The 24,563-nt window shown below is 50.6% G+C and carries 16 protein-coding genes; 9 read left to right on the forward strand and 7 right to left on the reverse strand.

Annotation, left to right across the window (positions count from 1 at the left end):
- Nucleotides 1–36 precede the first annotated feature (36 nt).
- Entirely contained in the window at nt 37–480 is a 444-nt protein-coding gene (locus ACP15Y_RS07610) for a hypothetical protein (protein ID WP_424982421.1), read from the forward strand.
- A gap of 5 nt (nt 481–485) precedes the next feature.
- Entirely contained in the window at nt 486–1,643 is a 1,158-nt protein-coding gene (locus ACP15Y_RS07615; protein ID WP_424982422.1) for a hypothetical protein, read from the forward strand.
- A 38-nt stretch (nt 1,644–1,681) separates the two neighbouring features.
- On the opposite strand, the gene ACP15Y_RS07620 is transcribed toward ACP15Y_RS07615, so the two are convergent.
- From ACP15Y_RS07620 to ACP15Y_RS07630, 3 genes are all read right to left on the reverse strand, one after another.
- The gene (locus ACP15Y_RS07620; protein WP_424982423.1) at nt 1,682–2,503 is read right to left on the reverse strand and encodes a hypothetical protein; all 822 of its coding nucleotides are present in this window, start codon (nt 2,501–2,503) and stop codon (nt 1,682–1,684) included.
- Between the two features lie 96 nt (nt 2,504–2,599).
- Complete coding sequence (locus tag ACP15Y_RS07625; protein ID WP_424982424.1) at nt 2,600–3,844, reverse strand: potassium/proton antiporter; 1,245 nt, start codon at nt 3,842–3,844, stop codon at nt 2,600–2,602.
- A gap of 123 nt (nt 3,845–3,967) precedes the next feature.
- The gene (locus tag ACP15Y_RS07630; protein ID WP_424982425.1) at nt 3,968–4,360 is read right to left on the reverse strand and encodes a response regulator transcription factor; all 393 of its coding nucleotides are present in this window, start codon (nt 4,358–4,360) and stop codon (nt 3,968–3,970) included.
- A 242-nt stretch (nt 4,361–4,602) separates the two neighbouring features.
- On the opposite strand from ACP15Y_RS07630, the gene ACP15Y_RS07635 reads away from it, so the two are divergent.
- Genes ACP15Y_RS07635 through ACP15Y_RS07655 form a run of 5 tightly spaced genes read left to right on the forward strand, consistent with a single transcriptional unit; the run spans nt 4,603 to nt 11,852 of the window.
- Nucleotides 4,603–7,680 carry a CHASE domain-containing protein gene (locus tag ACP15Y_RS07635; protein WP_424982426.1) on the forward strand — a complete coding sequence of 1,026 codons (3,078 nt, stop codon included), beginning with the start codon at nt 4,603–4,605 and terminating at the stop codon, nt 7,678–7,680.
- Between the two features lie 11 nt (nt 7,681–7,691).
- Nucleotides 7,692–8,105 carry a response regulator gene (locus tag ACP15Y_RS07640; protein ID WP_424982427.1) on the forward strand — a complete coding sequence of 138 codons (414 nt, stop codon included), beginning with the start codon at nt 7,692–7,694 and terminating at the stop codon, nt 8,103–8,105.
- Between the two features lie 16 nt (nt 8,106–8,121).
- Nucleotides 8,122–9,303 (forward strand): response regulator, encoded by a 1,182-nt coding sequence (locus ACP15Y_RS07645; protein WP_424982428.1) that lies wholly within the window; start codon nt 8,122–8,124, stop codon nt 9,301–9,303.
- Between the two features lie 40 nt (nt 9,304–9,343).
- Nucleotides 9,344–10,405 carry a HEAT repeat domain-containing protein gene (locus ACP15Y_RS07650; protein ID WP_424982429.1) on the forward strand — a complete coding sequence of 354 codons (1,062 nt, stop codon included), beginning with the start codon at nt 9,344–9,346 and terminating at the stop codon, nt 10,403–10,405.
- Nucleotides 10,398–11,852 carry a glycosyltransferase gene (locus ACP15Y_RS07655; RefSeq protein WP_424982430.1) on the forward strand — a complete coding sequence of 485 codons (1,455 nt, stop codon included), beginning with the start codon at nt 10,398–10,400 and terminating at the stop codon, nt 11,850–11,852. Before ACP15Y_RS07650 ends, ACP15Y_RS07655 begins: the two co-directional genes overlap by 8 nt.
- A gap of 42 nt (nt 11,853–11,894) precedes the next feature.
- Here ACP15Y_RS07655 and ACP15Y_RS07660 read toward each other — a convergent pair whose 3' ends face one another.
- Genes ACP15Y_RS07660 through ACP15Y_RS07670 form a run of 3 tightly spaced genes read right to left on the reverse strand, consistent with a single transcriptional unit; the run spans nt 11,895 to nt 14,343 of the window.
- A complete protein-coding gene (locus tag ACP15Y_RS07660; protein WP_424982431.1) occupies nt 11,895–12,554 on the reverse strand; it encodes a glutathione S-transferase family protein in 660 nt (219 codons plus the stop codon).
- A 21-nt stretch (nt 12,555–12,575) separates the two neighbouring features.
- Nucleotides 12,576–13,490: an amino acid ABC transporter permease gene (locus tag ACP15Y_RS07665; protein ID WP_424982432.1), complete on the reverse strand. Its 915-nt coding sequence runs from the start codon at nt 13,488–13,490 to the stop codon at nt 12,576–12,578.
- Nucleotides 13,491–13,509: 19 nt separating this feature from the next.
- Entirely contained in the window at nt 13,510–14,343 is an 834-nt protein-coding gene (locus tag ACP15Y_RS07670; RefSeq protein ID WP_424982433.1) for a transporter substrate-binding domain-containing protein, read from the reverse strand.
- Nucleotides 14,344–14,532: 189 nt separating this feature from the next.
- Between ACP15Y_RS07670 and ACP15Y_RS07675 the strand changes: the two genes are divergently transcribed.
- The gene (locus tag ACP15Y_RS07675; RefSeq protein WP_424982434.1) at nt 14,533–15,219 is read left to right on the forward strand and encodes a TetR family transcriptional regulator C-terminal domain-containing protein; all 687 of its coding nucleotides are present in this window, start codon (nt 14,533–14,535) and stop codon (nt 15,217–15,219) included.
- Nucleotides 15,220–15,323: 104 nt separating this feature from the next.
- On the opposite strand, the gene ACP15Y_RS07680 is transcribed toward ACP15Y_RS07675, so the two are convergent.
- Entirely contained in the window at nt 15,324–16,721 is a 1,398-nt protein-coding gene (locus tag ACP15Y_RS07680) for a TolC family protein (RefSeq protein WP_424982435.1), read from the reverse strand.
- A 442-nt stretch (nt 16,722–17,163) separates the two neighbouring features.
- Between ACP15Y_RS07680 and ACP15Y_RS07685 the strand changes: the two genes are divergently transcribed.
- On the forward strand, nt 17,164–24,563 hold a 7,400-nt coding region (locus ACP15Y_RS07685), incomplete at its 3' end, for a hypothetical protein (protein WP_424982436.1).

The following is a 24,563-nucleotide window of genomic DNA, read 5'->3' on the forward strand; positions in this document are numbered from 1 at the left end:
CACGACATATTAAGCAGCAAAAACGGGGAAAAATAAATGAAAAAAACAAATATCATCATCATCTTAAGCGGCCTTGTGGCAACAATTTCTGCCTGCAACATCGCGATGGCAAATGACTATCCGCGGGCGAGTATTGCTGACATGCCAAATGGGGTTGCCAGCACCTTTGTCGGCGAATGGTCTATTCAGACTCCGGAAGGCAAATCCATGTCCAGCCGCGGCACCACAACCTGCAAAAACCCAGTGCACATCAAAAGCACTGATCCTACTTCGATCAACTATATTTCGACCACGGGTACTGAAGTCGAGTTCATGCTGTCCGCCTTTATGGACCGCTCGGTGTGGATGCCGGAATTGGGCGAAAGCACATTGGCCGTTTGGACCGCAAAGAATGAGTTTTTCGCTTATCAAGTTGATATGCGAACGGGCAAAGCAAAGTGGGATGAACCACTCGTTTATCGTCGGTGTGGGGTAGAGTGATTTTGATGCGAAAAACACTAATCTCGATCACCACCTTAATCTTGCACCTCATTTTTGTGCCTGCGATGGCACACGCAAACGAACAGCTTTATGTACAACTTCAAGCCGCGCGTTTGCTCGATGTTGGCGACTGTTTCCCCTATCTTTATTCGCAACGACGGGCACTTGATGATGTGGTTGCGGACACTTTTGAATCGCTTGAGATCAGTCAAAGCTATGAAGCTGGTACCATCGATCGCGAACGCTTCGATGCGGCATCCGCTGCGCTGAATGCAGAAGCGTCCGCAATGGCCACAGAAGCCGGCTGCGAAGGCGCGCGGGCGGCAGAGTTGATCAACCAGGCCAGAGGATATGCTTGGCAACGAGCACTCCGGAACATCTTCATTTCAGAAATATTGTTCAATTTGCCTGAAGGTCATCAGACAAAACTCGAGTTCGAAACAATTGAATTGAACGCTATGGGCGCGCTGAAAGGCCTAATCCAGCGGGAATATGGGTCACGCGCGGAGAAGATAAGTCAATTTTCCGCGCAACAGGCGCAGTTATATTTACGTTTTCTCTATGTTGAGGACCCCGACATTAAGGGACGTTTTCGACTTGCTAAGGCAACGCCGGAGTTTGAGGCTGACAATGTCGAAAACAGTTTAGACGCAACCCTCGTCGCGCATAAATTTTCAAGTGATGTCACCCTCGAATGGAGCATGGAGAAAGCAGGCTTTTTTACCCGTAAAGCATCTGCCGCATCTAACCAAAATGGCACGATATTGATCCCGAAAGAGCATCGAGATCAAAGTTGGGAGCTGTTGAACAAAACCAGCAAAGTGTTCGTGCAGACAAGAGAGGGCCCCGCGCGCACCAATTTTGTGATGGCAAATAGTCCGAACAAGCTGTCTCTTTTTCTTTATGGCCTAAATTACAGCCAGTTGTTCGAGGGTCGTGCCACGCTTCTGTTTAAGGATGGCCGCAGTTTCTCAGGCCACTATCGCGACTGCAAAGATGTGCATATGGCGTGTTTCGATTTCGACATGGCGGCAAAACAAGCCATCACAGTGTTAGAAGCTCGTGAATATGGGCAAGTTTGGCTGGCCACCAAAAATGCCAAAAGTGAGCTGCAATTGCCCGATTATATGTTGGCGAAAATTTTCGGCCCGAATGGATTATAGGCAAATGGGGGCGCCCGTATTTCTAGCGCCCCATTTGGTTACTCACTGCCTGCGCTGGCAACTTCCAAAATATGAGATTTAAGCAAGTCGCTTAGACCGGTTTCGCACTTCTGATTGACCACAGGAAATATGAACCGTTCTATTGAGACTTGATTGTTCGAATTTTGCTCGAACTGAATTGCAACGGAAGCTGTTTCAAATTGTTTGTAATATTTGAAACGCTGGGCCAACACGCCATCCGCATGAATGAGACAAAGTTCCATTGCCGCACTCTTGAGAAATGGAAGATTTCTCAATTGTTCTGAGCCCTTCAATGCATAGACCAATTGCAATTCGCCCCATTGGTCGCCCTGCTCTACATAGCGGAGCGTTGCGCCCACGCCGCTCGGCGTTTGCGGCGTTAAATTATCTTGTGCGACGCTCAGCGGCAACGGGATGCATTGTTTGTTGTCATCAATGGCAAAATCGACTTCGTGAAACCGGCTCCACTCTACATTTTTGCTGAGACCTTCTGGTCGATTTGCTGGGGTAAAATCCCACCGAATGCGCGTTTTACGGATCTTTTGGGCGGTAAGCTGATCCCAGCTGTTTTTGACCAAATTCTCGCACAATGGCTCGAGTTTTCTGGCGAAAAAGTCCGCAGGGATAGGCCCAAATTGCTCCGGCTGGAAGTCTGGCTTGCCCCGCACCAACAGCTTTACTTCACCTGTTTCTGTGTTTGTTTCAATCAGATATTCATCGATTAAAAAATGGCTGCCATCCCCTAGAGGCACAGCATCTGCCGCCAAAGCACCTTGCAGGGTCAATAAAGTGGAAAGACACGCCCCCAACAAAGCGGCTTTTGGTTTAAACCACGACATCGTTTCTATCCTTTCGTTTTCACGAAGATAGAAAATTTCAGGGTGCCACGCTCTCCCCTGAACATGGTAGTCGAACTGTCGATGTTCAGACCTTAGCTATTTGTCAGCAGCGTCGTCCTTCCGGTCCAATGCAAGCTTTTGGCCCAAAAATGAGGCGGTGAAGCCTTGTAACAAGAGCGACGAAACCACAACGACAAACACAATGTTGAAGAACACATGCGAGATCGGACCGGGCTCGATAATCGGATAGATCGACAGCAAAATGGGCACGGCCCCGCGCAACCCCATCCAGCTAATGAAGGTCAGTTCCTTAAAAGAGAAACGCGATGCGCCTAAGGTTACAAACACGGCAATCGGACGGGCGACAAACATCAAAATGGCCGCGCAAATCAGGGCGGGCACCAGCGTGTTCGCCAGCTGACTGGGTGTTACCAAAAGCCCAAGCAGCAAGAACACCAAAAGCTGGGCAATCCATTGCAGGCCTTCGCTAAAATTCATGATGCGGTCTACGGGATGCACCAGCCTGTTTCGAACAACGGCGCCAGCAATATAGATTGCCATAAAACCAGAGCCGCCGAGCATGCCGACTAAACCAAAAACGAACAATCCGCCGACAAATGCCAATACAGGGTATAATCCCACTGGCACCGGCAGTTTGTTCATGAGAGCTGTGAGCAACCACCCGCCAATCAACCCACCAATGATGCCGCTGACAATTTGCACAACAACAATATAGGAAGATCCGAGCAGGCTATTAGTATCAAAATGATTGGAAGTTGCGATGAAGGCGGTGAGTGCCACGGTCAACCCAATGCTGACCGGGTCGTTTAGTCCTGATTCCAGAAACAAAGTGTCTTTCACTTTTTTCGGCACACTCACATTGCCATGTTGAAACAACATAAAAGTCGCAGCCGCGTCGGTTGGGGCGATTACCGCACCCAGCAGCAATGCTGTCAAAATTGGAATGCCGAGCGCAAGATGGGTCAGGCCGCCAACAATGCCCACCGTGATCAGCACACCAGGAATGGCCAATAGCAGCGCCGAGATGATCACTTTTTTCGGAATCCGCCGCTCTGTTTCTATGCCACCTGCAAATAGAATGACCGCTAGGGCGATGCTGCCCAAATCATAGGCGAGCCGAAAATCATCAAAATCAATCCCCCCCGGCCCATCTTCGCCAGCGAGCATGCCAATGCCCAATACGATGAGCAAAAAGGGTGTGCCGGATCGTCTTGCGAGTGGAAAAACAGCTAGGCTCAGCAAAACCAAAAAAGCAATAAGCGTTAAAGTTGGATACACATCATCTTCCCAAATCAAAGCGACCTGTTCGCGCGAGCGCAATCAAGTTGCATCAAACTAGAAGTCTAATATGCCACAATTGCAGGGAGATAAATCTTGGAAATGCCAAGACCACCAATTTTGTTTAAATTGGCCGCTTTAGTATCGCTTAAGACTAGCCTGCGTTTAGCTGGCGTGGCGGGTATCTTCGGCGGCCACAAGGTTTATGTAATTGAGCGCTGCTGTTAGCTCTTGTGGGCCAACAGGTTTGGTCAGATATACATTGGCGCCAAGTGACTTGCCATATTGAATATCCTGTGCGCGGGAGCGCGAGGTCAACATGATGGTGGGTATGCGCTCGGTCTTTGGCGCGGATCGCAGGTGCCACAAAAATTGATAGCCATCAATGTTGGGCATCATTGCATCAACGATGATTGCATCTGGAATAACTGTTTCGAGAAGGCTCAACGCATCTTTGCCATTTGGGCTGCTCAGCACGCGATAGCCTTGCTCGTCCAGCAAAGCCTCTAAAAAGCTGATTATCTGCGGATCGTCATCAATAACCAAAACAGTTTTCATTGCTTTATCTCACATGTCTAGTCATCGCCAGATTAATAGCGAAGTCCTCACATTTAGTTACAAACTTTTTATTTATACATTTAGATCATTATTCCAATTTTATTTAGAAATATAAGATTAACCTCAGTTGTGCCCAATGGTGGGATATTTAACACAATTGAAACCATTTTTTTGGGCAATATTGGGTTACCGACAAGCGGAATTTTGTCTGCCATTATATGCCTCGGCGAAAGGGCGTTCTTATGAAGTTGGAATTTGATCTGCAAACGTTTTTGCTGCACGCAGGCCTTATCGGATTGGGTCTTATCACCAGCTTATTGTTGAACACCCCCTATTCACACATTCCATTGCTGTGGCTGCCCACTGGCATTGCAACTTGGATGTTCCTCACCTGCAACGGAAGGTGCATCATTCCTTTAGCCGCAGGTGTTGCCATCGGGATGTTGGTGTATCCAAATATGCCGCCTCAACTTGCTGATGTAAGCTTTGCAAGCAGCTCCATTTTGACGATTTCGGTGAGTTCGTTTTTGTTCGCTTGGGCCATCTCCCACCTCATCAAAAACCATTTGATGGTAAAATATAGCCGGCTATTCGGGAAAGATAAGGCGCTGCCCATCGTCCTCACCGCCGCAACTTGTGTGGCCATTTCGTTTGGCGCGGCGCTGACAATTTCTTATCTTGGACATGCAGACAACCAAACCACCGGACTGGTGGCATTGAAAATTTTTGGCGCCAATGTGTTGGGTATCGTCGCGCTTTTCCCGCTTATTGTGGGAAAGGTTCAATTGGAATATTTCCACGAAACCAACAAGACCCGTAACCGCCGCGAATATTCAGCCATTATCATTTTGGTACTAGCCATTTTCGGCATGACAGTTTTCGCATGGCACGCCACCAGCACCAGCTTGGCGGAAAAAAATAATGAGCGTTTTGAAGCCCTCGCGGAAGAAAGCGAAAAGGCGCTAAAAAATCGACTCTTGTCTTATGAGGACGCCATTTTGGGTGGCGCGGGTTTGTTTTATGCTTCCGAGGAAGTTTCCCGTGCGGAATGGCGTGAATATGTAAAAGCACTAGACGTGGTGAACCGCTATCCTGGCATTAACGGGATTGGTTATATTGGCCGCGTGCTTGAAGAAGAGGTGGCAGGTTATGTTGCCGAGCAGCGCGCAACCTGGCGGCCAGATTTCCGGTCGCACCCTGAGGTGGAAAATAACACCTATTACATCATCACCTATATCGAGCCGGTTGACATTAACGGACCAGCGGTGGGGCTAAATATTGCGTTTGAGGCCAACAGGAAAGCGGCGGCGGAACTTGCAGCAAACACTGGAAAGTCTGCAATCACGCAGCGGATTCTGTTGGTTCAGGATGCGGAAAAAACACCCGGTTTTCTGCTGCTATTTCCCATATACTCTACCGGCGTTTTCACCGCACAAACCAACCCAGAGACTGAGCTGCTTGGTTGGGTTTATGCGCCCTTTATCGGCAAAAACCTTCTCGGCGATTTAACCGCAAGCCAAGGCGAACGTATTGGCCTCAACATTTATGACGGGGCCACTGCGGATACGAACAAGCTGATCTATTCTGAAGAAGGCAGAATAGATGCAGGCGAGAATAATCTACCGCTCTTCAAAAAGACGGCGACCTTCAACATTATGCAGCAAGACTGGACTGTTGAATGGGTCAGCACGCCTCTTTTTGAAAATTCAACAATCGACTTTCAGGCGGAGTTGATTTTGATTACCGGTATTGTGATCGGTGGCTTGCTTGGCTTGATGCTCATTTCAATCGCACATCGGGCGGCCAGCATTCAAACTGAGGTTGAGCGCAAAACCGAAGAAATCAACAAAGCGCGTGGCGGGCTGCAGGCCGTTCTTGATACCGTGGTTGACGGTATTGTCGAGTTGTCGTCCGGCGGTCGAATATTGGCTTTCAACCCCTCCGCTGAACGCATATTCGGGCACAAGGCCGAAGATGTTATCGACAAACCATTTGCCAATCTGTTGGTCAAATTTGATCGACCAAAACTTAAGGCCTATCTCAATAATGATGACAAAGTTGACTTTGAAGTTATGGCGAATGGCATCACAATTTCTGGAAAGCGCAAAGACGGCACAACGTTTCCAATCGAACTCGCTGCAAGCGCTGTAAAAACCAGTGAAACACGCCGCCTGGTTGCCAGTGTACGCGACATTACTGATCAAGTTGCAGCCCAGAAGGCGCTCGAACTGAGCGAGAAAACTTTCCGGCAAACATTGGAAAATGCGCCGATTGCGGCTCTTTCCATTTCGCCCGAACGCGAGCTAATCCATATGAACAAAACAGCCAACGCGATGCTTGGCTACACCATGGAAGAGTTACAGGATCCAGCAATCCTTCTGGCCCACCCGGATGACACAGAAGTTGATGCCGAACAATTGGCAGAGCTGGTAAACGGTACAGCACAAAATTTTGCAGTTGAGAAACGGCTGATAACAAAGTCTGGAGAAACCATCTGGGTCGAACAACATGTTTCACCCGTTTATGACGCGGAAGGCACCGTCAAATATTTCATCAAACAGATGATCAATTTGACGGAACGCAAGAAAACCGAGCGCATCAAAAATGAATTCATTGCAACGGTAAGCCACGAGCTGCGCACGCCAATCACGTCCATTTCCGGATCGTTGTCGCTCATTTTAGGTGCGTTTAAGGACGAAATTTCACCGAAAGTGCATGGCCTGTTGACCATTGCGCAACGCAATAGCTCCCGCTTGATCGGGTTGGTCAATGACATTTTGGACATGGAAAAGCTAGGCAATGGCGGCATGCATTATGAAATGACCGACGTTAAGCTTGCCGATAGTTTGCAGCGCATTGTGGAGGACAACAAGTCCTATGCCGCAACCTATGAAGCAGATTTGGTGCTCGATCCTGTTTCCACCGACACCGAAATCATGGTGGATGAATGGCGGTTCAATCAAGTGCTTTCAAACTTCATCTCCAACGCCGTGAAATTCTCGAAAGCCGGCGGCACGGTACGTATTCGCACACAGGAGATTGAAGATAGAATCCGGATCGAAGTTGTGGACAATGGCATTGGCATTTCTGAAGAATTTCAGAACCGCATCTTCACGAAATTTGCTCAGGCCGACTCCTCAACCACGCGCAAGAAAGATGGCACAGGTTTGGGATTGATGATCTCAAAACAGCTGGTCGAGCAGATGGGTGGAGAAATTGGCTATAGCTCAGAACCCAATGTGGAAACATCATTTTGGGCAGAGTTCAAAATTTTGAGCGAGGAAGATAAAGAACTTCAAACGCAACGGAAGGCTGGTTAGGATTAAACAAGATGGGTGTAGCGCAAAAAGCAGTTGAGATGACAGATCATATTTTATGTGTTGATGACGAACAAGATATACTAAGCATTGCCAAAACTTCGCTTGAAGCCATCGGTGGTTATCAAGTCAGCTGTTGCAGCAGCGGCGCGGAAGCCATCGAGTGGTTAAAGACCAACAAAGTTGATTTGGTGCTGCTCGACGTGATGATGCCCAATATGGGTGGACCAACGACGCTGAAGATGATTTTGGACATGCCGGAATGCGAAGGGCTTCCCGTGGTGTTTATGACCGCTCGCGTTCAGCCACAAGAAATTGAGGCCTATCTCGAGTTGGGCGCATCGCAAGTGATTTCTAAACCTTTCGACCCTATGATGTTGTCTGATCAGGTCAAAACAATTTTGGATCAAAAACAAAGTCCGAATTAGCGAGTTAGGCGGTGCCATGCAGAATGATATGGATAAATTTGCAGCAGCTTTGCATGTTTTGCGCCGCACCTACATTCAAGACCTTTGGCAACGTGAAGATATTTTGCTGGATACGCTGGCGAAATTGGATGCGGATGAGCTTTCTCAAGAGCATGTCGAGGTTTTAGAGGCCGCAGCCCACAAGCTTGTGGGGACGGGCCGCACCTATCAGTTTCCCAACATCAGCGAAGCGGCCATCGTTGTGGAAGACATGGTGCGCGACGGCAAAGATTTTGAAAAGTCCGCCTTGCACCCTGCCCTTCTCAATCTGCTGAATAGCTGCGCCCAAGCGCGTGAGCAATTTGAGGCAGAAGATGAGAAGTTTGGCGAGGCTTCGACGACCGTCGATGAGGCGGAGCCGGCTGAGCAGCCTGAAGTCGACATCGAGCTGCCGTCCGTTCTGATCATCGATGATGATCAACAAATGCGGCAATTGTTGAAGCAATTCATCTCCGAATATGCAAATTGCGCGCTGGCGGAAAACTCCGATCAAGCAGAGCAACTCATGGCCGATCAAGCGTTTGATCTTGTGTTGCTCGACAATAAAATGCCCGGCGAGAAAAGTGGACTTGATCTACTCAAAGACATCAAAACTTCGCCGGAATTGAAGCATATTGATGTTGTGATGATTACCGCCAGCGGCGAGCCTCAAGCCGTTTTGGAATCTCTGACTTCCGGCGCAGCTGATTATGTGATCAAGCCGTTTGACCCTGAAGAAGTGGCAACCAAGCTGAAGACGCGGCTAACGCACTTGCAGCAAACCATCATGCTGGTGGATGATGACCCAGCCGTACAAAATCTACTGCGCGCCAAATTTCGCACTCTTGGCATTAAATGCATCGGCTTTGATGACGGCATGGTGGCCTTTGATGAGCTTAGCGCGGTGAAGCCAGACCTTGTTATTCTGGATCGTATTTTGCCCGGCCTAGAAGGCATGGCGGTTTTACATAAGATGCAGGAAAACCCTGAGTTTAACGATATTCCGGTGGTGATGTTGAGCGCTAAACGCGACAATAAGGACATCATGATGGGGCTGCAATTTGGCGCGGCAGATTATGTGGTGAAGCCCTTTAATCTGGACGAACTTGTGCTGCGCTGTCAGCGGCTTTTGGAACGCGCCGCCATATCCACAAACCAAGTTCAAGCAGCGCGCGTTTAAGCACAATCACATCAAATTTGGCAAAGAGAGGACGTGTCTAGTGAGAGAAAATATTCTCTTTTTTATCTGGTCACTGTCCGCCATTTTGGCACTTGCTGCCGCAGTTATATTGATTGCTTTGATTGTTCGGCGCACCCTTTTGCCCAACGCCGATCAGCGATTTGGCGAAGAGCGTAAGAAGCTTGAAGAGATGCTGGTTTTGGCAGTGAGCAGTCCGATTGATCTGCAGGATGCACTGACCCCCGACATTAGTCCAAACCAACGCGGGTTGGTGCTGGCCGCTGCGCTGGATATGGTCCGATCGGTTTCTGGCAGCGAAACGAAAAAGATCTCCCAAATCGCCGAAAACTGGATCGGCCGTGCGCATCTCAACAAGATATTGGAGGTTGGCGGACGTGGGCGGCGCATTCAGGTTTTGACTTTAATGGCCTATTTAGAAGATGAACAAAGCAAGGAATGTCTGTTCACCCATTTAACGGACGCTGACCCCTATGTTCAGCTTGCGGCCCTGCGCGGGTTGGCCAAGCGCGCTGAGGAAGACGAGTTGGGCGCGGTCTTTGATCAAATCAATGCAATTGACCGCACGAACGCCGCCTTTATGGCGGATGTATTGACGCAATTTGGCACGAAAAGTGTGCCACATTTGCTCAATTTGCTGCCCAAACAGGAAGACGAAAACTGGCTCGCCGCCATTCTAATGGCGCTCGGCAATGTTGGAGACATACGGCACGGCCGGCTTATCGCTGGATATTCGACACACACCAGCGCGCAAGTTCGGCGTGCCGCAGCCATCGCCCTTGGCGAGCTGCAAGATGGCAATGCGATTGATAGTTTGCAAAGACTGGCGAGCGACCAACGCACCAGCGTGCGGCAACCTGCAATTACGGCCTTGGGCCAAATTCAGGTCGACCGTGCGTTCGCAACATTGCTGGAAACATTGGATGATCCGGAATGGTGGGTGCGTTTTCATGCGGCCAGAACGCTTATCCAAACAGGCCCGCGCGGTAGCGCTTTGTTGCAAGCCTACATCAATACTGGTGGCCAAAATGCGGGATTAGCAGAACTCGTTATGGAAGAATATAAGGAGTTCCAAGGTGTTTGAGCAGTTTACGAGCACGCTTAGTGACTTCTTTCTGGCGCATATCATTTGGGTCTATGTGTTCTTGGGTATTATTTTTGCAATCGGCATTTTGCAAAACCTGATCAGCGCGATCCAATTGCCTGCTGCCTATACTGAAATGCGGCAACACACGCAGGCCGAAGATAGCGAGACGACTTGGCAATTGCTGATTTCAGAAGAAGTCATGCCCATTTCGATTTTGGTGCCGGCCTATAATGAGGCGGCGACCATCGTTTCAAATCTGCGTTCCATGTTGTTCTTACAATTTCCCAATTTGGAAATTCTGGTGGCCAATGATGGCTCCACCGACGACACGTTGCAGGTTTTGATTGATGCCTTCGATTTGAAACCCATTTCGCGTGCACATGATTTGACTGTACCACACGCTGAAATACGCGGTGTTTATGGCTCTCCGGCCTATCCGCAATTGGTGGTGATTGACAAAGTAAATGGCGGTTGCAAAGCGGACGCGGTGAATGCCGCGCTGAACTTTTCGCGCAACCCGCTTTATTGCGTTGTCGATGCAGATTCATTGTTAGAACCAGAATCTTTGTTGCGATGCGTGCGGCCCTTTATGGAAGAGCCTGAAAAAATGGTAGCCGTTGGCGGCACCATACGCGTGCTCAATGGCTGCACCGTCAAGAATGGACGGATAACCACAATCGATCTGCCAAAGAAGTTTCTACCGCTTGTTCAAACGATGGAATATATCCGCGCCTTTCTTATGGCGCGGCTCGCATGGAGCCATTGGGACATGTTGTCGATTGTCTCCGGCGCATTCGGAATCTTTCGGCGCGACCTCACCATGAAAGTAGGCGGCTGGTCGAATGATACGATTGGTGAAGATTATGATTTTGTGGTCAAGCTGCACCGCTATCTTTGCGAGCAAAACATTGATTACAAGATGCGCTATGTGCCCGAACCGGTGTGCTGGACGGAAGCTCCCGAAACCTTGAAGGTTTTACGCACCCAGCGCACGCGCTGGCAAAGAGGCGCCTTGGAAGTGGCTGCGAAGAACAAAGACATGTTTTTTAATCGGCGCTATGGCCGATTTGGCATGGTCGCCATGCCAAATAATCTGCTTGTGGATGTCGTGGGACCAATTGCCGAATTTATTGGCTACCTCGCCTTCCCCATTTTTTATTTTCTTGGTGTCTTAGACCAATCCTTCTTACTGGCCTTCATAGCGATCTTTTTCATTTTTGGCACCTTTATCAGCATCAGCACCCTAATCTTGGAGGAGCTTGAGCTTGCCCGCTCTCCACGGGCACGCGACCTGCTCAAACTTGGATTGGTGGCGTTGATTGAGAATTTTGGCTACCGACAGCTAAACAGTTGGTGGCGCATTGTCGGCTGGTGGCAGTTTCTGCGCAAAGTTGAAGGTTGGGGAGAAATGCCGCGCCTTGGGGCTGAAGAAACCAGCAAATAATAGAGCGCGTGCACTATATTGCGCGCGCCCATTTCGCTTGACCTAGGTCCGTGCCACGGCATCTGGAAGCACGGTTTGTGTGATCTTTTGATCTTTCAGCATTTTTTGATAGCCGGGGCGCGCCATCGTAAGGCGAACCAAATGGTTTAGATGCGGATATTGCTCGCCTGGCTTTTCCATCTCGCGCGTCCACCGGATCAACATTGCGAGATAATAGTCGCAAGCAAAGAAACGATCACCGCATAGATGTGGTCCATGATGCTGCAAATGTCGGTCTAGCACTTGCCACAACCGATCCAACCGCTCTTCCGATTCACGCACTAGTTTTTGCTGCACTTCGGTGACCTCAGTATAGTGATCTGGGTGCCACCAAATTGTCATTGCTTCCTGCACCGTATTGGTGAGGTGCGCCATCCATTGCAGATATTGCCCGCGGTGGGGATCATCAACCGCTGGACTTAGGCCAGTTTCGGGATGCTGCTCTGCCAAAAATTGACAAATAGCAGCGCTTTCATAAAGCACTTTTCCATCGCCATAGACCAACACTGGTACCGTGCCATTTGGATTGAGCGCACGATAGGCTTCGCTTTTCAAATAAGCGCCCTCCGCCTCGATCAATTCAAATTCGCCACCAATATCGTGCAAAATAGCGTGTGGCGCCATGGCCGCACTGCCAGCATACCAATAAAGTTTATAGGTCATATTATCCTTTAAAATTCGGATTTAGCGTTTATCAGATTTTCCAAAATGCGCTTCCAGCCGACCCTGGATCAGCTCAAAAATAAAGCTGATGAACCAATAGATCAGCGCCGCCGTGATCAGCATTTCAAAATGTTTGAATTCTGAGCGGCCAAGCGTGCGCGCCAAATACATCAACTCCATAATCCCCATTGCAGAGACCAAAGATGAGTCCTTCAACATGGCGATGAAGTTATTGCCCGTGGGGGGGATGATGATGCGGATGGCTTGCGGCAAAACAACTTTCAGCATGATTTGCCAACGTTTCAAGCCCAAGGCCAAAGCCGCTTCCGTTTGCTCTTCTGGCACGGCTTGAATGCCAGACCGGAAGATCTCCGTCATGTAAGCGCCATAGCACAGTGACAAAGCAATCACGCCGGAGGGTATGGCATCCAAAATAATGCCGAGCTGTGGCAATCCAAGATAGATCAAATAGACTTGGAGCAGCAAAGGTGTGCCCCGGAAGAACGAGACGTAAAATGTCGAGATCGCAAATGCAGCACCATTTTTTGACAACCGCATGAGCGCGCCACACAAAGCAATAACGCTTGCAATTGCGATAGACAGGCCAGACACCAATAATGTGTATCCAACGCCTGTGAAAATGAGCAGGGGCAGCCGCTCGACGATGAATGTGTAAGACAGGTTGAACGAATAAAAGAACACCAAAAATAGTGCTAATAGCTCAAGCCAAAACACAATGACTTGCCACCTGAATGGCAGCAGAAGGACTAAATGCACATTGAGCATTATGGCCCCGGCAATCAGCGCGGCGGCCATTGGTCCGCTGATGATCCACGTTTCAGGAAAACTGAAATTGATCAAAGCTGCAAAGAGAATGGCGAAAAACAACACGCGCCGAACAAGCGCGTGTTGCATGATTGAAATAAGGCTAGCCACGTATGTGCCCCTCAAATGCCTATTCGGCTTGTGTGGACACGAGGTCCGCACCAAACCATTTCAGAGACAATTCTTTCAATGTGCCATCGGCACCCATCTCGTCGATGATCGCGCCCACTTTTTGCGAGAACTCATCATCGCCCTTGGCCACAACAACTGCCAACGGTTCAAAGAACAAAGGCTCGCCCACAATGCGCAATGGATAGTTGTTTTTCACAGCTTCCATAATGTTTGGAACGGACGATACGCCAGCGTCCAAACGCACACCATCGCCCAAGCGCAAATCATCCATCACATTTGTGTCGGTCTCATAAGTGCGAATTTCACCTGGCTCGATGAGGAAATCAAATGCTGGCGAATATTCTTCGTCTAGCTTGAGGGTTTTATTGAGGTAAGACTCGTAAGTGGACCCTGCGCTGGCGCCGATCTTCTTGCCTTTTACATCTTCCGCGGACATGTAGGATGCGTCTTTGTGCACATAAAGTGCCGCTGGCGTGTAATAATAAACTGCAGGGAAATCTAGCACTTCTGCACGTGCTGGGGTCGGTGTCATTGAGCCGATGGCGACTTGCCAACGTCCGCCCCATTTGCCTGAAGTGATTGCCTCCCAAGCCGGGTTAATGAAGGACACTTCTACACCCATACGCTTAGCAAGTTCTTTTGCCACATCAACGTCAAACCCTTCGAATTCGCCTTGCGCATTCAAGTATGAAGCAGGTGGATATTCCGAATTTGTGGCCACAATCATTTTGCTTTCGGCCATAACTTTATCCAACACTTCGCCCGCTTGTGCGAATGAAGTCAGCGCCACTGCCGCAACAATACCAGTCATCAATTTTGTTAGGTTTTTCATTTTTCGTTCTTCCAAAACAGCCTTCTTCTTAATCCCAACATTAAAACTAAGCGAGGCGGAATTGGTTGGCAAGAATTATTTTACAGTTGTATAATAACTGAAATACTTTCGGCGTAGCTTGTTTGAGGTTGCATTGTGTTTGCAGCTTGATAACTTGGATACATTCAGTGATCAAACAGAGAGAGCGACTTGCCTGCTAAAGCAAAACAATCGGCAAAATATGAGCGCCTCGATGCAGAGGTGCGGCGCGAAAAATTGATTTTGGCGACCATCGAGGCGGTGGGCGATGTGGGCTATTCTGCAACCACTGTGCGCGAAATCTGTCGCCGCGCTGAAGTTTCGCCAGGGCTATTGCGGTTTCATTTTTCAGGCAAAGCTGAGCTTATTCTGCACGCTTATGAACGGCTATTGAATGATTTCATCACCAGCCTGCTAGATGTCGTACGAAATGTCGACAAGGAGCCGCGCGAGCGATTGGCAGCGTTTGTTGAAGCTTGCTTTAGCGCGGATGGATCATCGGAAAATCGCTTGGCCATGATGCTGGCATTCTGGAGCGAGTTGCGTCACACGCCAGAAATTCGAGCGCCTGCCACAAAAATGTTCGCCACCTACCGCAAAGAGCTCATAGATATTATCGAGCAAGTTGCCCTGATCGAGGGGAATGCTGATGAGGTGGACGCCGGGCTGGTCGCAATCAGCCTCACCTCGCTGGTCGACGGGTTATGGCTTGAACGCAGTGTAAACCCACAAGGATTTTCGCTCGAAGATGCGAAACTAGCCTGCTATGGCCTACTAGACGGCTTCCTATTCTGTGGCACCAACGAACAATGGCTGCAAGAACGCGCCGCTGGCCGCAATATCGTTTATCACAGTTAGACGCGCGATGCATTGACCAAGGCAAGCGAAATTCTTTAAAATTTCATCGCTTGGCTATTGCAACCACAATGCGCGCACTTGGTTCAAATCAAATTGCCTGCAATTTAGATGTCCAGATCACCTAACAGTGTGGGGCCAAGTGTGCCTGACAATTGGTGTCCTGCATATTTTGCACGTAAGATGTCAAATTGGTTTGTGATCTGCTCTGCTTTGGCCGTGAACAGTTCTTGTTGTGCATCCAGCAGTTCGAAGATCGTGCGGTTACCGGCTTTAAACTGTTCACGATATAGCCGAACAACGTCCTCACTCGCATTTATCCGTTGATGGATTGAACGCTGGCGGTCTTTTGCGGTTCGTAGGATGCGTGCAGCATCGCGTATGTCGCGTTCGAGATCTCTACGTGCTTGGCGATAGCGTGCTTCCGTTTCACCTATCCGCGCATTGATCTGATCGATTTTAGCTGAACGATCGCCACCGTCATAGAGCGAGCCGCGCAATACGATTTGCGCTTTGGCATCGCCTCTTACTGGATTTTCACCCAAGATATTTTGCTTGATGGAGGTGGATCCCTCCAAGGTAATTTGCGGCAAATATGAACGCTGAAGGGCTTCTTGCTGTTTGCGCAAGCTTTCCATGTCAACCAAAATACTACGCAGTCTTGGATTTCGCCGCACATAGGTTTCGGTCTGCCCGAGTTGGAATTTCGGGTCATGTTTGCGCCAATCAGGCATCGTTAGATTACCCGGCACGATGCCTGTTAATCTTTTAAACTCGCTCTCATTACGCTGCCTTTGAGACGCAAGTTCGATGGATTGAGTTTTGGAGTTCTCTAGCCGTGTGAACGCCTTTTGCACGTCGGCTTGTGTTGCGTTGCCCGCGTCAGCATTCAGTTTGACCAGTCGATAAGTTTCCTTATGCGCGGCTTGGTTGGCATAGCTATTTTGCAGCAATAAATCCAACTCAAGGACAGTCAGATATATATCTGACACCTCATAAAGTGTGCTTTCAACTTTGTCTTTGAATCGCCAATCGGCGGAGCTTACCAAGGCTTTTGACCAATCAAGCTCGGCATTGGTTTTGCCAAAATCAAACAGGAGCTGACTGAGCGTCAGTCCTATTTCTGAGCGGGTGTGATCCTCACCGATTTCTGTTTTGGTATCATAGGTGACTTCTGGTCCGCTTGCGATGTTGTATTCGACCTTCGGCCTGAATTTAGCCGCTGTGATCCCCACACCTGCTTGCGCATCTCGTTTTTGCCAGCGCGCAATATCGATTGTGGGGTTGGTTTGCAGCGCCACCAAAGCAACTTGCTGAAGACTGATTTTTTTGCCGCGTTTTGCGCTTTGCGCCGCCAATTGCTCAAGCGGTTGATGCTCAACACGCTGGTCATTTACGTATTGTTCCGAATCGGCATCGGTCAGATTTACCGGCTGGTCACAGACAGTTTTGCCTGAATTCAAACAGGGAGCGGTTCGGGGCTTGGATGCACAGCCAGCAAGCATTATTTGACCCGCAAGCGCGCCAAACACTAAGCTTGTTTTTAGCCATTTTTTGCAATTTGCGTTGTGCAAAGCGGTCAATCCCTATCCCTGAGAACCGCTCTAAAATTTAACAAACGCAGTTAAAAAACACTTAAGTTCCTCGTTAATTTCAAAATAAAGGTGAATTTGTTCCACCACAGAAAGTTACATTTTTTCATTGCCTTAGGAATTGCCAACTCACCTGTTTATTTAACGTGTTCAGTGTGAATCAAAGTCGTCAAATATGAATTCAACGCGGTTTTAATACAAACTCTCATTTACTTGCCGTAGAACTTAAATTTTATTTTCATTAACCATTCTTCTTTAGAAAGTTAAAGCAATGCCCTCGTCTCGCGTTGCGCACGTAATGCGTCGAAAATTCTAAACATCATGCGATGTTCTGAGCTAAGAGTTAAGGTGTTGTATGGCGCAGGAAGATCAGATCCAGCAAGAACAAGCGAACGCTCAAAACGACTCTGCGCCTCAATCAACTCAGATAAACTTGATTGAGAAGCCGCAAGCCGGTGAAACGCGGATTATTGAACTCAACGGCGATCAACAGCTCAACTTTGCGTTCGATCTTGACGATGCAAATGTTGCCCTCTCCGATGTTGATTTGATCATTACATTTCCTGACGGCTCTAAACTGGTCATTTTGGAATATGGCTTGCGGGTCACCATTGGCGACGCGCCCGATATGGGATTTGCCGACAAAATCTATTCCGGTCAGGAAGTAATCGGCAAAGTCGGTGAATTCAAAAGTCAGGACACAGAGGCGGCAAGCACATTTTCTTCATTGCAAGAAAGCCAGGAGAAAGTTGAGGAAAGCGAAGCTGAATCAGAAGAAAAAGTTGAAGCAGAGGAAATCGAGCCCGTTGAGAAAGTAGAACAGGTTCAGAATCCGAACGAACCAACGCCTGAAGATTTGATCGACAATAAGAAGGGCGACAGCTTTAACGAGTTTGACAGGTCAAAGATTGACGACCATGTGGGCGCCGAAGAACTCACCGGTAAATTCAGCGAAACCGCGTCTGCTTCTTCGTCACCTGTTGAAGCTGGCATTGAAACCTTGCCAGAGGCTGAAATCTCGCTTCGGGTATTCGGCATCACCGAACAAGTGGTAGAGACCGCGCTTGACGGACGCACAATCATAAAAGGGGCAACGCACCGACCACCAGCAGATACGGATTCAGGCTATAGCGCCATGAGCGCTGATGAGGCTATCAATGGCACCTCTGGCGACGACATTATTTACGCGGATAGTCCTGATCTTGTCGAAAGCGGCACAAGCGCAGTTTCATTGGAGGTTAGCGTAACTTTTCCGTTTGAAGGATGGACCCCGACAGCCATAACGGTCACGAGCCTGCCACCAGGCATGAGCGTCATCGGCGCAACGGAAACGGATAAGGGCTGGGTGCTTCCAATCGACCCAGGCTCGCCGCTGCAAGAACAACTTCAAATCAGTTTTGAAGTGCCAGCTTCTGGTTTGGTGCCAGATGATAATGGCTTTTACAATCTTGGTTCCATCGGCGTTGAATACACGATGGATGATGGCAATGGTGGCGTTGGTTCATCGAGTGCGTCGGCGCAGCTGGGCGTAGGTGAAGTTAACTCAGATGGTGACATTGAATTTATCGACCCGCTGACTGGTGAGCCCATTGCAGTGATTTCAGCTAACCCGCCTGGTAATATCATCAACGCCGGCAGCGGCGATGATGAAATCTACGCGGCCGTTGGCGAGGATCAGATTGATGCCGGTGCCGGAAGCGATATCGTTTCCTATGCCATGTCCAATGCTGGCGTTAGCGTTGACTTAAATGCTGGTACAGCAAGTGGCGGATATGCAGAGGGCGACAGCCTTTCTAATGTGGAACACATTGAGGGATCTGGTTTTGCGGACCAACTTACGGGCGACGCGGGCAGCAACATCTTACAAGGCCTCGAGGGTGGCGATCAACTCGACGGTGGAGCTGGTATAGACACTGCCAGCTACACCAAATCTGATGCGGGCGTGAACATAGATTTGGCTGCTGGAACCGGCGTTGGTGGCCATGCCGCAGGCGACAGTTTGAACAATATTGAGAATGTCACTGGCTCAACCCACGATGACACTCTGTTTGGCGATGGCAATGGCAATGTTTTGTCCGGTGGCACCGGAGATGACACAATCGAAGGCGGCGCAGGCGCTGACCAACTCATTGGTGGCGATGGCAACGACACACTGAGCTATAGCCAATCCGGCGCAGGCGTAAATGTTGATTTGGATAGCGGCGCGACCTCCGGCGGTGATGCGACAGGCGATACAATCGCCGAATTTGAAAACATACAAGGCTCGGACTTTGCCGATAGCCTATCTGGCGACAGCAATAGCAACATTATCTCAGGCGGGGCCGGAGACGACAGCCTTTCGGGCCAAGATGGTGATGACGAATTGCGCGGCGGCACTGGCAATGACCAGTTAGTTGGCGGCGCAGGCGCTGACCAAATGGATGGTGGCGCAGGCACTGACACTGCAGATTATAGCACTACGTCGAGTGCAATTGAGATTGACCTTGAAGCAGGCACGGGCACCGGCGGCGACGCAACGGGCGATGTGCTGACCAATATTGAAAATGTCGTAGGCACCGACTTTGCCGACAGATTGAAGGGTGACAACTATGCGAACAATTTGTCGGGTGGCGCAAGCGACGATAATTTGGAAGGGCGCGGCGGTGCGGACGTACTTGATGGTGGTGCGGGCCAAGATGTGGCCAGCTATGCCTCTTCCTCGAGTGCTGTAAATGTAAACCTAGCCACATCAAGCGGAACGGGCGGCGATGCTGATGGCGACACTTACGTCGATATCGAGGGTGTTGAAGGTTCAGATTTTAACGACAGTTTGACGGGTGACGCGAACGCCAACATCCTCATGGGCAATGATGGCAATGACATTTTGATTGGTGGTGGTGGCGCCGACAATTTGCAGGGTGGCGAAGGCTATGACACCGCTGGCTATCAGGGCGCAGCATCTGCGGTCAATGTCGATTTGACACTGGGCACCGGCACAGGAAGCGACGCTACGGGGGACAGTTACGACTCCATCGAAAACGTCATCGGCACCGATTTTGACGATCAATTGGCGGGCGATGCGGGCGTCAATAGACTTGAAGGCGGCGCTGGCGACGATATTTTGGCTGGCGAAGGCGGCGCAGATGTTTTGATCGGCGGCGCCGGCAATGACACGGCCTCTTATGATCGAGCCACCAGTGGTGTCAGCGTAAATCTTGCAACAAACTCGGGATCTTCGGGTGATGCGGCGGGCGATAGTTTTACTTCAATTGAAAATGTCCAAGGCAGTGGCTATGCGGATATTTTGGTTGGCGATGCCAACGCCAACACCCTGTCTGGCCAAGCGGGCGACGATATTCTGCGCGGCGGCGCGGGTGATGACACTTTACTTGGTGGCGACGGCAACGACACGATAGAAGGCGGCGCAGGCGCTGATGTTATCGATGGCGAAGCAGGCGTCGATACGGTTGACTATTCTGGTTCAGGCGCAGCCGTGCAAATCAATTTGCAAACCTCTTCTGCAACTGGAGGCGATGCGGCGGGCGATACCTTTAGCAACATTGAAAATGTTATCGGATCGTCATTCTCAGATAATTTGACTGGTGATGGTGCCGCCAACACACTTTCTGGCGGCACAGGCAACGACACATTGATTGGTGGCGCGGGTGCCGATGCGCTTGAAGGGGGCAGCGGCGTAGATACTGCCGACTATTCCGATTCAGGTGCTGCGGTTCAAATCGACATGGCCGCAAATTTGGCTACTGGTGGTGATGCAGAAGGCGACACCTTTTCATCCGTCGAAAACCTTGTCGGCACAGATTTTGATGACACCCTAACTGGCAATGCAGCAAACAACAGCATAAGCGGCGGCCTAGGGTCAGACGTTCTCGATGGCGGTCAAGGCAATGATGTTTTGTTGGGTGGCGATGGTGATGACGAGCTTGAAGGTGGTGCGGGCGCTGACCAACTAGATGGCGGCGCGGGTACAGACACCGCAAGTTACCAAAGTTCAACAAATGGTGTTGCTGTTGACCTATCAACTGGAACGGGCAGCGGTGGTGACGCTCAAGGCGATAGCTTCGTCAATATTGAAAACCTTGAAGGCTCGCAACAAAGCGACGACCTCACCGGTGACGGCAATGCCAATATTTTGTCTGGCCTTGGTGGCGATGACAATATTGCAGGCGGTGCAGGCAACGACACGCTGATTGGTGGCGCAGGCAATGATACTTTGCTGGGGCAAGCTGGCGACGACAGCCTTTCTGGCGGCAGTGGCAATGATGTGCTGGAAGGTGGTGCGGGTGCGGACAGTCTAGCAGGCGGAACTGGTTCAGATACGGCAAGCTATCAAAATTCCGCCTCTGCCGTTACCATCAACTTGGCCACATCTAGCGGCACGGGCGGCGATGCTACGGGCGACAGCTATAGCTCAATTGAAAATCTTATCGGTTCAAATTTCGATGATGACCTTACCGGAGACAGTTCAAGCAACAGTCTGTCCGGCGGTCTTGGCGACGATATGTTGGCGGGCGCGGCAGGCGGTGATGCACTTGATGGTGGGGTCGGCAACGACACTGCAAATTATGCAGATTCCGCCCAAGCGGTAAACGTAAGCTTGTCGTCAGGCACAGGTTCGGGCGGCGACGCCCAAGGCGATACGCTTTCCAACATCGAAAACATCATTGGCTCCGCTGCTGATGATAGTTTGGAAGGCAGCGCCGTTGCGAACAGCTTGGTTGGCAATGCGGGCGATGATGTGCTCTCTGGTTTGGCTGGTGACGACAGCCTTTCCGGCGGCGTTGGCAATGATGTGTTGCAAGGTGGTGCGGGTGCCGATGTGCTTGATGGTGGCGCCGATTTCGACACGGCAGATTATTCTGGTTCAAGCGCTGCAGTCACCATCAACCTCACCACCAATATCCATTCGGGTGGCGACGCGGCTGGTGACGTCCTTACAAATATAGAAAACATCACAGGGTCAAGCCTCGCTGATTTATTAACGGGTGATGCCAATGCCAACACGTTATCAGGCGGCGCGGGCAACGATACGCTCTATGGCATGGACGGCGCGGACACTCTATTGGGCGGCGCAGGCAACGATTTAATGATCGGCGGCGCGGGTGCTGACACATTTGATGGCGGCACGGGCGTCGACACAGTGTCCTTTGTTAGTTCGGCTTCCGCCATCACCATCAATCTTGCTTCTGGCATGGGCTTTGGCGGTGATGCCCAAGGCGACAGCTTTGCCAATGTCGAGAATGCCGTGGGTTCCGATTATGACGATGTGTTGACGGGCAATGCATCCATCAATGAGCTTTCCGGTGGCTTGGGCGATGATGCGTTAGAAGGTGGCGCTGGTGCTGATGCGCTTGATGGGGGTGCGGGTACAGACACAGCCTCTTATGCCGGGTCGGTCTCTGCGGTTGATGTGAACCTTTCAACAGGTGTTGGCGCAGGTGGTGATGCCGCTGGGGATACGCTGACCAATATTGAGAACCTATTGGGGTCATCAGGGGATGACACGCTAACAGGTGATGCCAATGCCAATAGCCTCACTGGCGGGTCCGGGAATGACATTTTGATCGGCCTTGGCGGCGGGGACACTCTGGATGGTGGCTCGGGATCAGACAGTGTGGATTATTCCGCCTCAGCGTCAGCGGTGACCATCAATCTGGCCACCAACACCGCTTCTGGTGGCGATGCGGCTGGGGATAGCTTTACCTCCATTGAGAACATTTTAGGCTCGGACTTTGATGATGATCTGACCGGCGACAGCTCTGACAACAGTTTAACTGGTGGCGCGGGCAATGACCGTCTGGTGGGCCTTGGGGGTGCGGATACCCTTATTGGTGGCACCGGAACAGACACAGCAGATTACGCCGCCTCCTCTGGCGCGGTGAATGTGAACCTATCCACCGGCACAGGTTCGGGTGGAGATGCCCAAGGCGACACGCTTTCCGAGATTGAGAACATTGTGGGCTCTGCTCAAGATGATGGTTTGACCGGCAACAGCTTGGACAACCAACTCTTAGGTGGCGATGGTGATGATAATCTTTCCGGCAATGGTGGATCTGATGATCTTCAGGGGGAAGCTGGTAATGATGTTCTTGAAGGTGGTGCGGGCGCTGACACATTAGATGGCGGCACCGGAACAGATACAGCAACCTATCAAGGTTCAGGGTCAGCGGTTAGTGTTGATCTGTCCACCAACACCGCATCTGGTGGGGATGCCGCAGGGGACAGCTTTACCTCAATCGAGAACCTTGAAGGGTCTGACTTTAACGACAGCCTGACAGGCGACAATAACGCCAACACCCTGAGCGGTGGTGCGGGTGATGACACCCTGATTGGTCTTGGCGGCGCAGACACTCTGGACGGTGGATCAGGTATCGATACCGCAGACTATTCCGCGTCAGCTACAGGGGTGGATGTTGAACTGATTACAGGGACAGGTACTGGGGGGGATGCCCAAGGCGATAGCCTCACCTCTATCGAAAATGTCACCGGTTCTGATCAAGCAGATATTCTCACAGGTAATGCTGGGGCCAACACTTTGCTTGGCGGTGATGGGGATGACAATCTCACTGGCAATGGCGGCAATGACGACCTTCAAGGCCAAGATGGGAATGACACCCTCATCGGTGGATCAGGTAATGACAGCCTTTCCGGTGGCTTGGGCGATGATGCGCTTGAAGGTGGTGCTGGTGCTGATGCGCTTGATGGGGGTGCGGGTACAGACACAGCCTCTTATGCCGGGTCGGTCTCTGCGGTTGATGTGAACCTTTCAACAGGTGTTGGCGCAGGTGGTGATGCCGCTGGGGATACGCTGACCAATATTGAGAACCTATTGGGGTCATCAGGGGATGACACGCTAACAGGTGATGCCAATGCCAATAGCCTCACTGGCGGGTCCGGGAATGACATTTTGATCGGCCTTGGCGGCGGGGACACTCTGGATGGTGGCTCGGGATCAGACAGTGTGGATTATTCCGCCTCAGCGTCAGCGGTGACCATCAATCTGGCCACCAACACCGCTTCTGGTGGCGATGCGGCTGGGGATAGCTTTACCTCCATTGAGAACATTTTAGGCTCGGACTTTGATGATGATCTGACCGGCGACAGCTCTGACAACAGTTTAACTGGTGGCGCGGGCAATGACCGTCTGGTGGGCCTTGGGGGTGCGGATACCCTTATTGGTGGCACCGGAACAGACACAGCAGATTACGCCGCCTCCTCTGGCGCGGTGAATGTGAACCTATCCACCGGCACAGGTTCGGGTGGAGATGCCCAAGGCGACACGCTTTCCGAGATTGAGAACATTGTGGGCTCTGCTCAAGATGATGGTTTGACCGGCAACAGCTTGGACAACCAACTCTTAGGTGGCGATGGTGATGATAATCTTTCCGGCAATGGTGGATCTGATGATCTTCAGGGGGAAGCTGGTAATGATGTTCTTGAAGGTGGTGCGGGCGCTGACACATTAGATGGCGGCACCGGAACAGATACAGCAACCTATCAAGGTTCAGGGTCAGCGGTTAGTGTTGATCTGTCCACCAACACCGCATCTGGTGGGGATGCCGCAGGGGACAGCTTTACCTCAATCGAGAACCTTGAAGGGTCTGACTTTAACGACAGCCTGACAGGCGACAATAACGCCAACACCCTGAGCGGTGGTGCGGGTGATGACACCCTGATTGGTCTTGGCGGCGCAGACACTCTGGACGGTGGATCAGGTATCGATACCGCAGACTATTCCGCGTCAGCTACAGGGGTGGA

The sequence above is a fragment of the Maritalea sp. S77 genome (assembly GCF_049801075.1).
GTDB lineage: Bacteria > Pseudomonadota > Alphaproteobacteria > Rhizobiales > Devosiaceae > Maritalea.

What these genes read in the sequence shown, in the direction of transcription:
- ACP15Y_RS07645 (WP_424982428.1), top strand. Translation starts at nt 8,122, where the DNA reads ATGCAGAATGATATGGATAAATTTGCAGCAGCTTTGCATGTTTTGCGC.
- ACP15Y_RS07610 (WP_424982421.1), top strand. Translation starts at nt 37, where the DNA reads ATGAAAAAAACAAATATCATCATCATCTTAAGCGGCCTTGTGGCAACA.
- ACP15Y_RS07670 (WP_424982433.1), bottom strand. Translation starts at nt 14,343, where the DNA reads ATGAAAAACCTAACAAAATTGATGACTGGTATTGTTGCGGCAGTGGCG.
- ACP15Y_RS07635 (WP_424982426.1), top strand. Translation starts at nt 4,603, where the DNA reads ATGAAGTTGGAATTTGATCTGCAAACGTTTTTGCTGCACGCAGGCCTT.
- ACP15Y_RS07660 (WP_424982431.1), bottom strand. Translation starts at nt 12,554, where the DNA reads ATGACCTATAAACTTTATTGGTATGCTGGCAGTGCGGCCATGGCGCCA.
- ACP15Y_RS07680 (WP_424982435.1), bottom strand. Translation starts at nt 16,721, where the DNA reads ATGCTTGCTGGCTGTGCATCCAAGCCCCGAACCGCTCCCTGTTTGAAT.
- ACP15Y_RS07620 (WP_424982423.1), bottom strand. Translation starts at nt 2,503, where the DNA reads ATGTCGTGGTTTAAACCAAAAGCCGCTTTGTTGGGGGCGTGTCTTTCC.
- ACP15Y_RS07630 (WP_424982425.1), bottom strand. Translation starts at nt 4,360, where the DNA reads ATGAAAACTGTTTTGGTTATTGATGACGATCCGCAGATAATCAGCTTT.
- ACP15Y_RS07640 (WP_424982427.1), top strand. Translation starts at nt 7,692, where the DNA reads ATGGGTGTAGCGCAAAAAGCAGTTGAGATGACAGATCATATTTTATGT.
- ACP15Y_RS07615 (WP_424982422.1), top strand. Translation starts at nt 486, where the DNA reads ATGCGAAAAACACTAATCTCGATCACCACCTTAATCTTGCACCTCATT.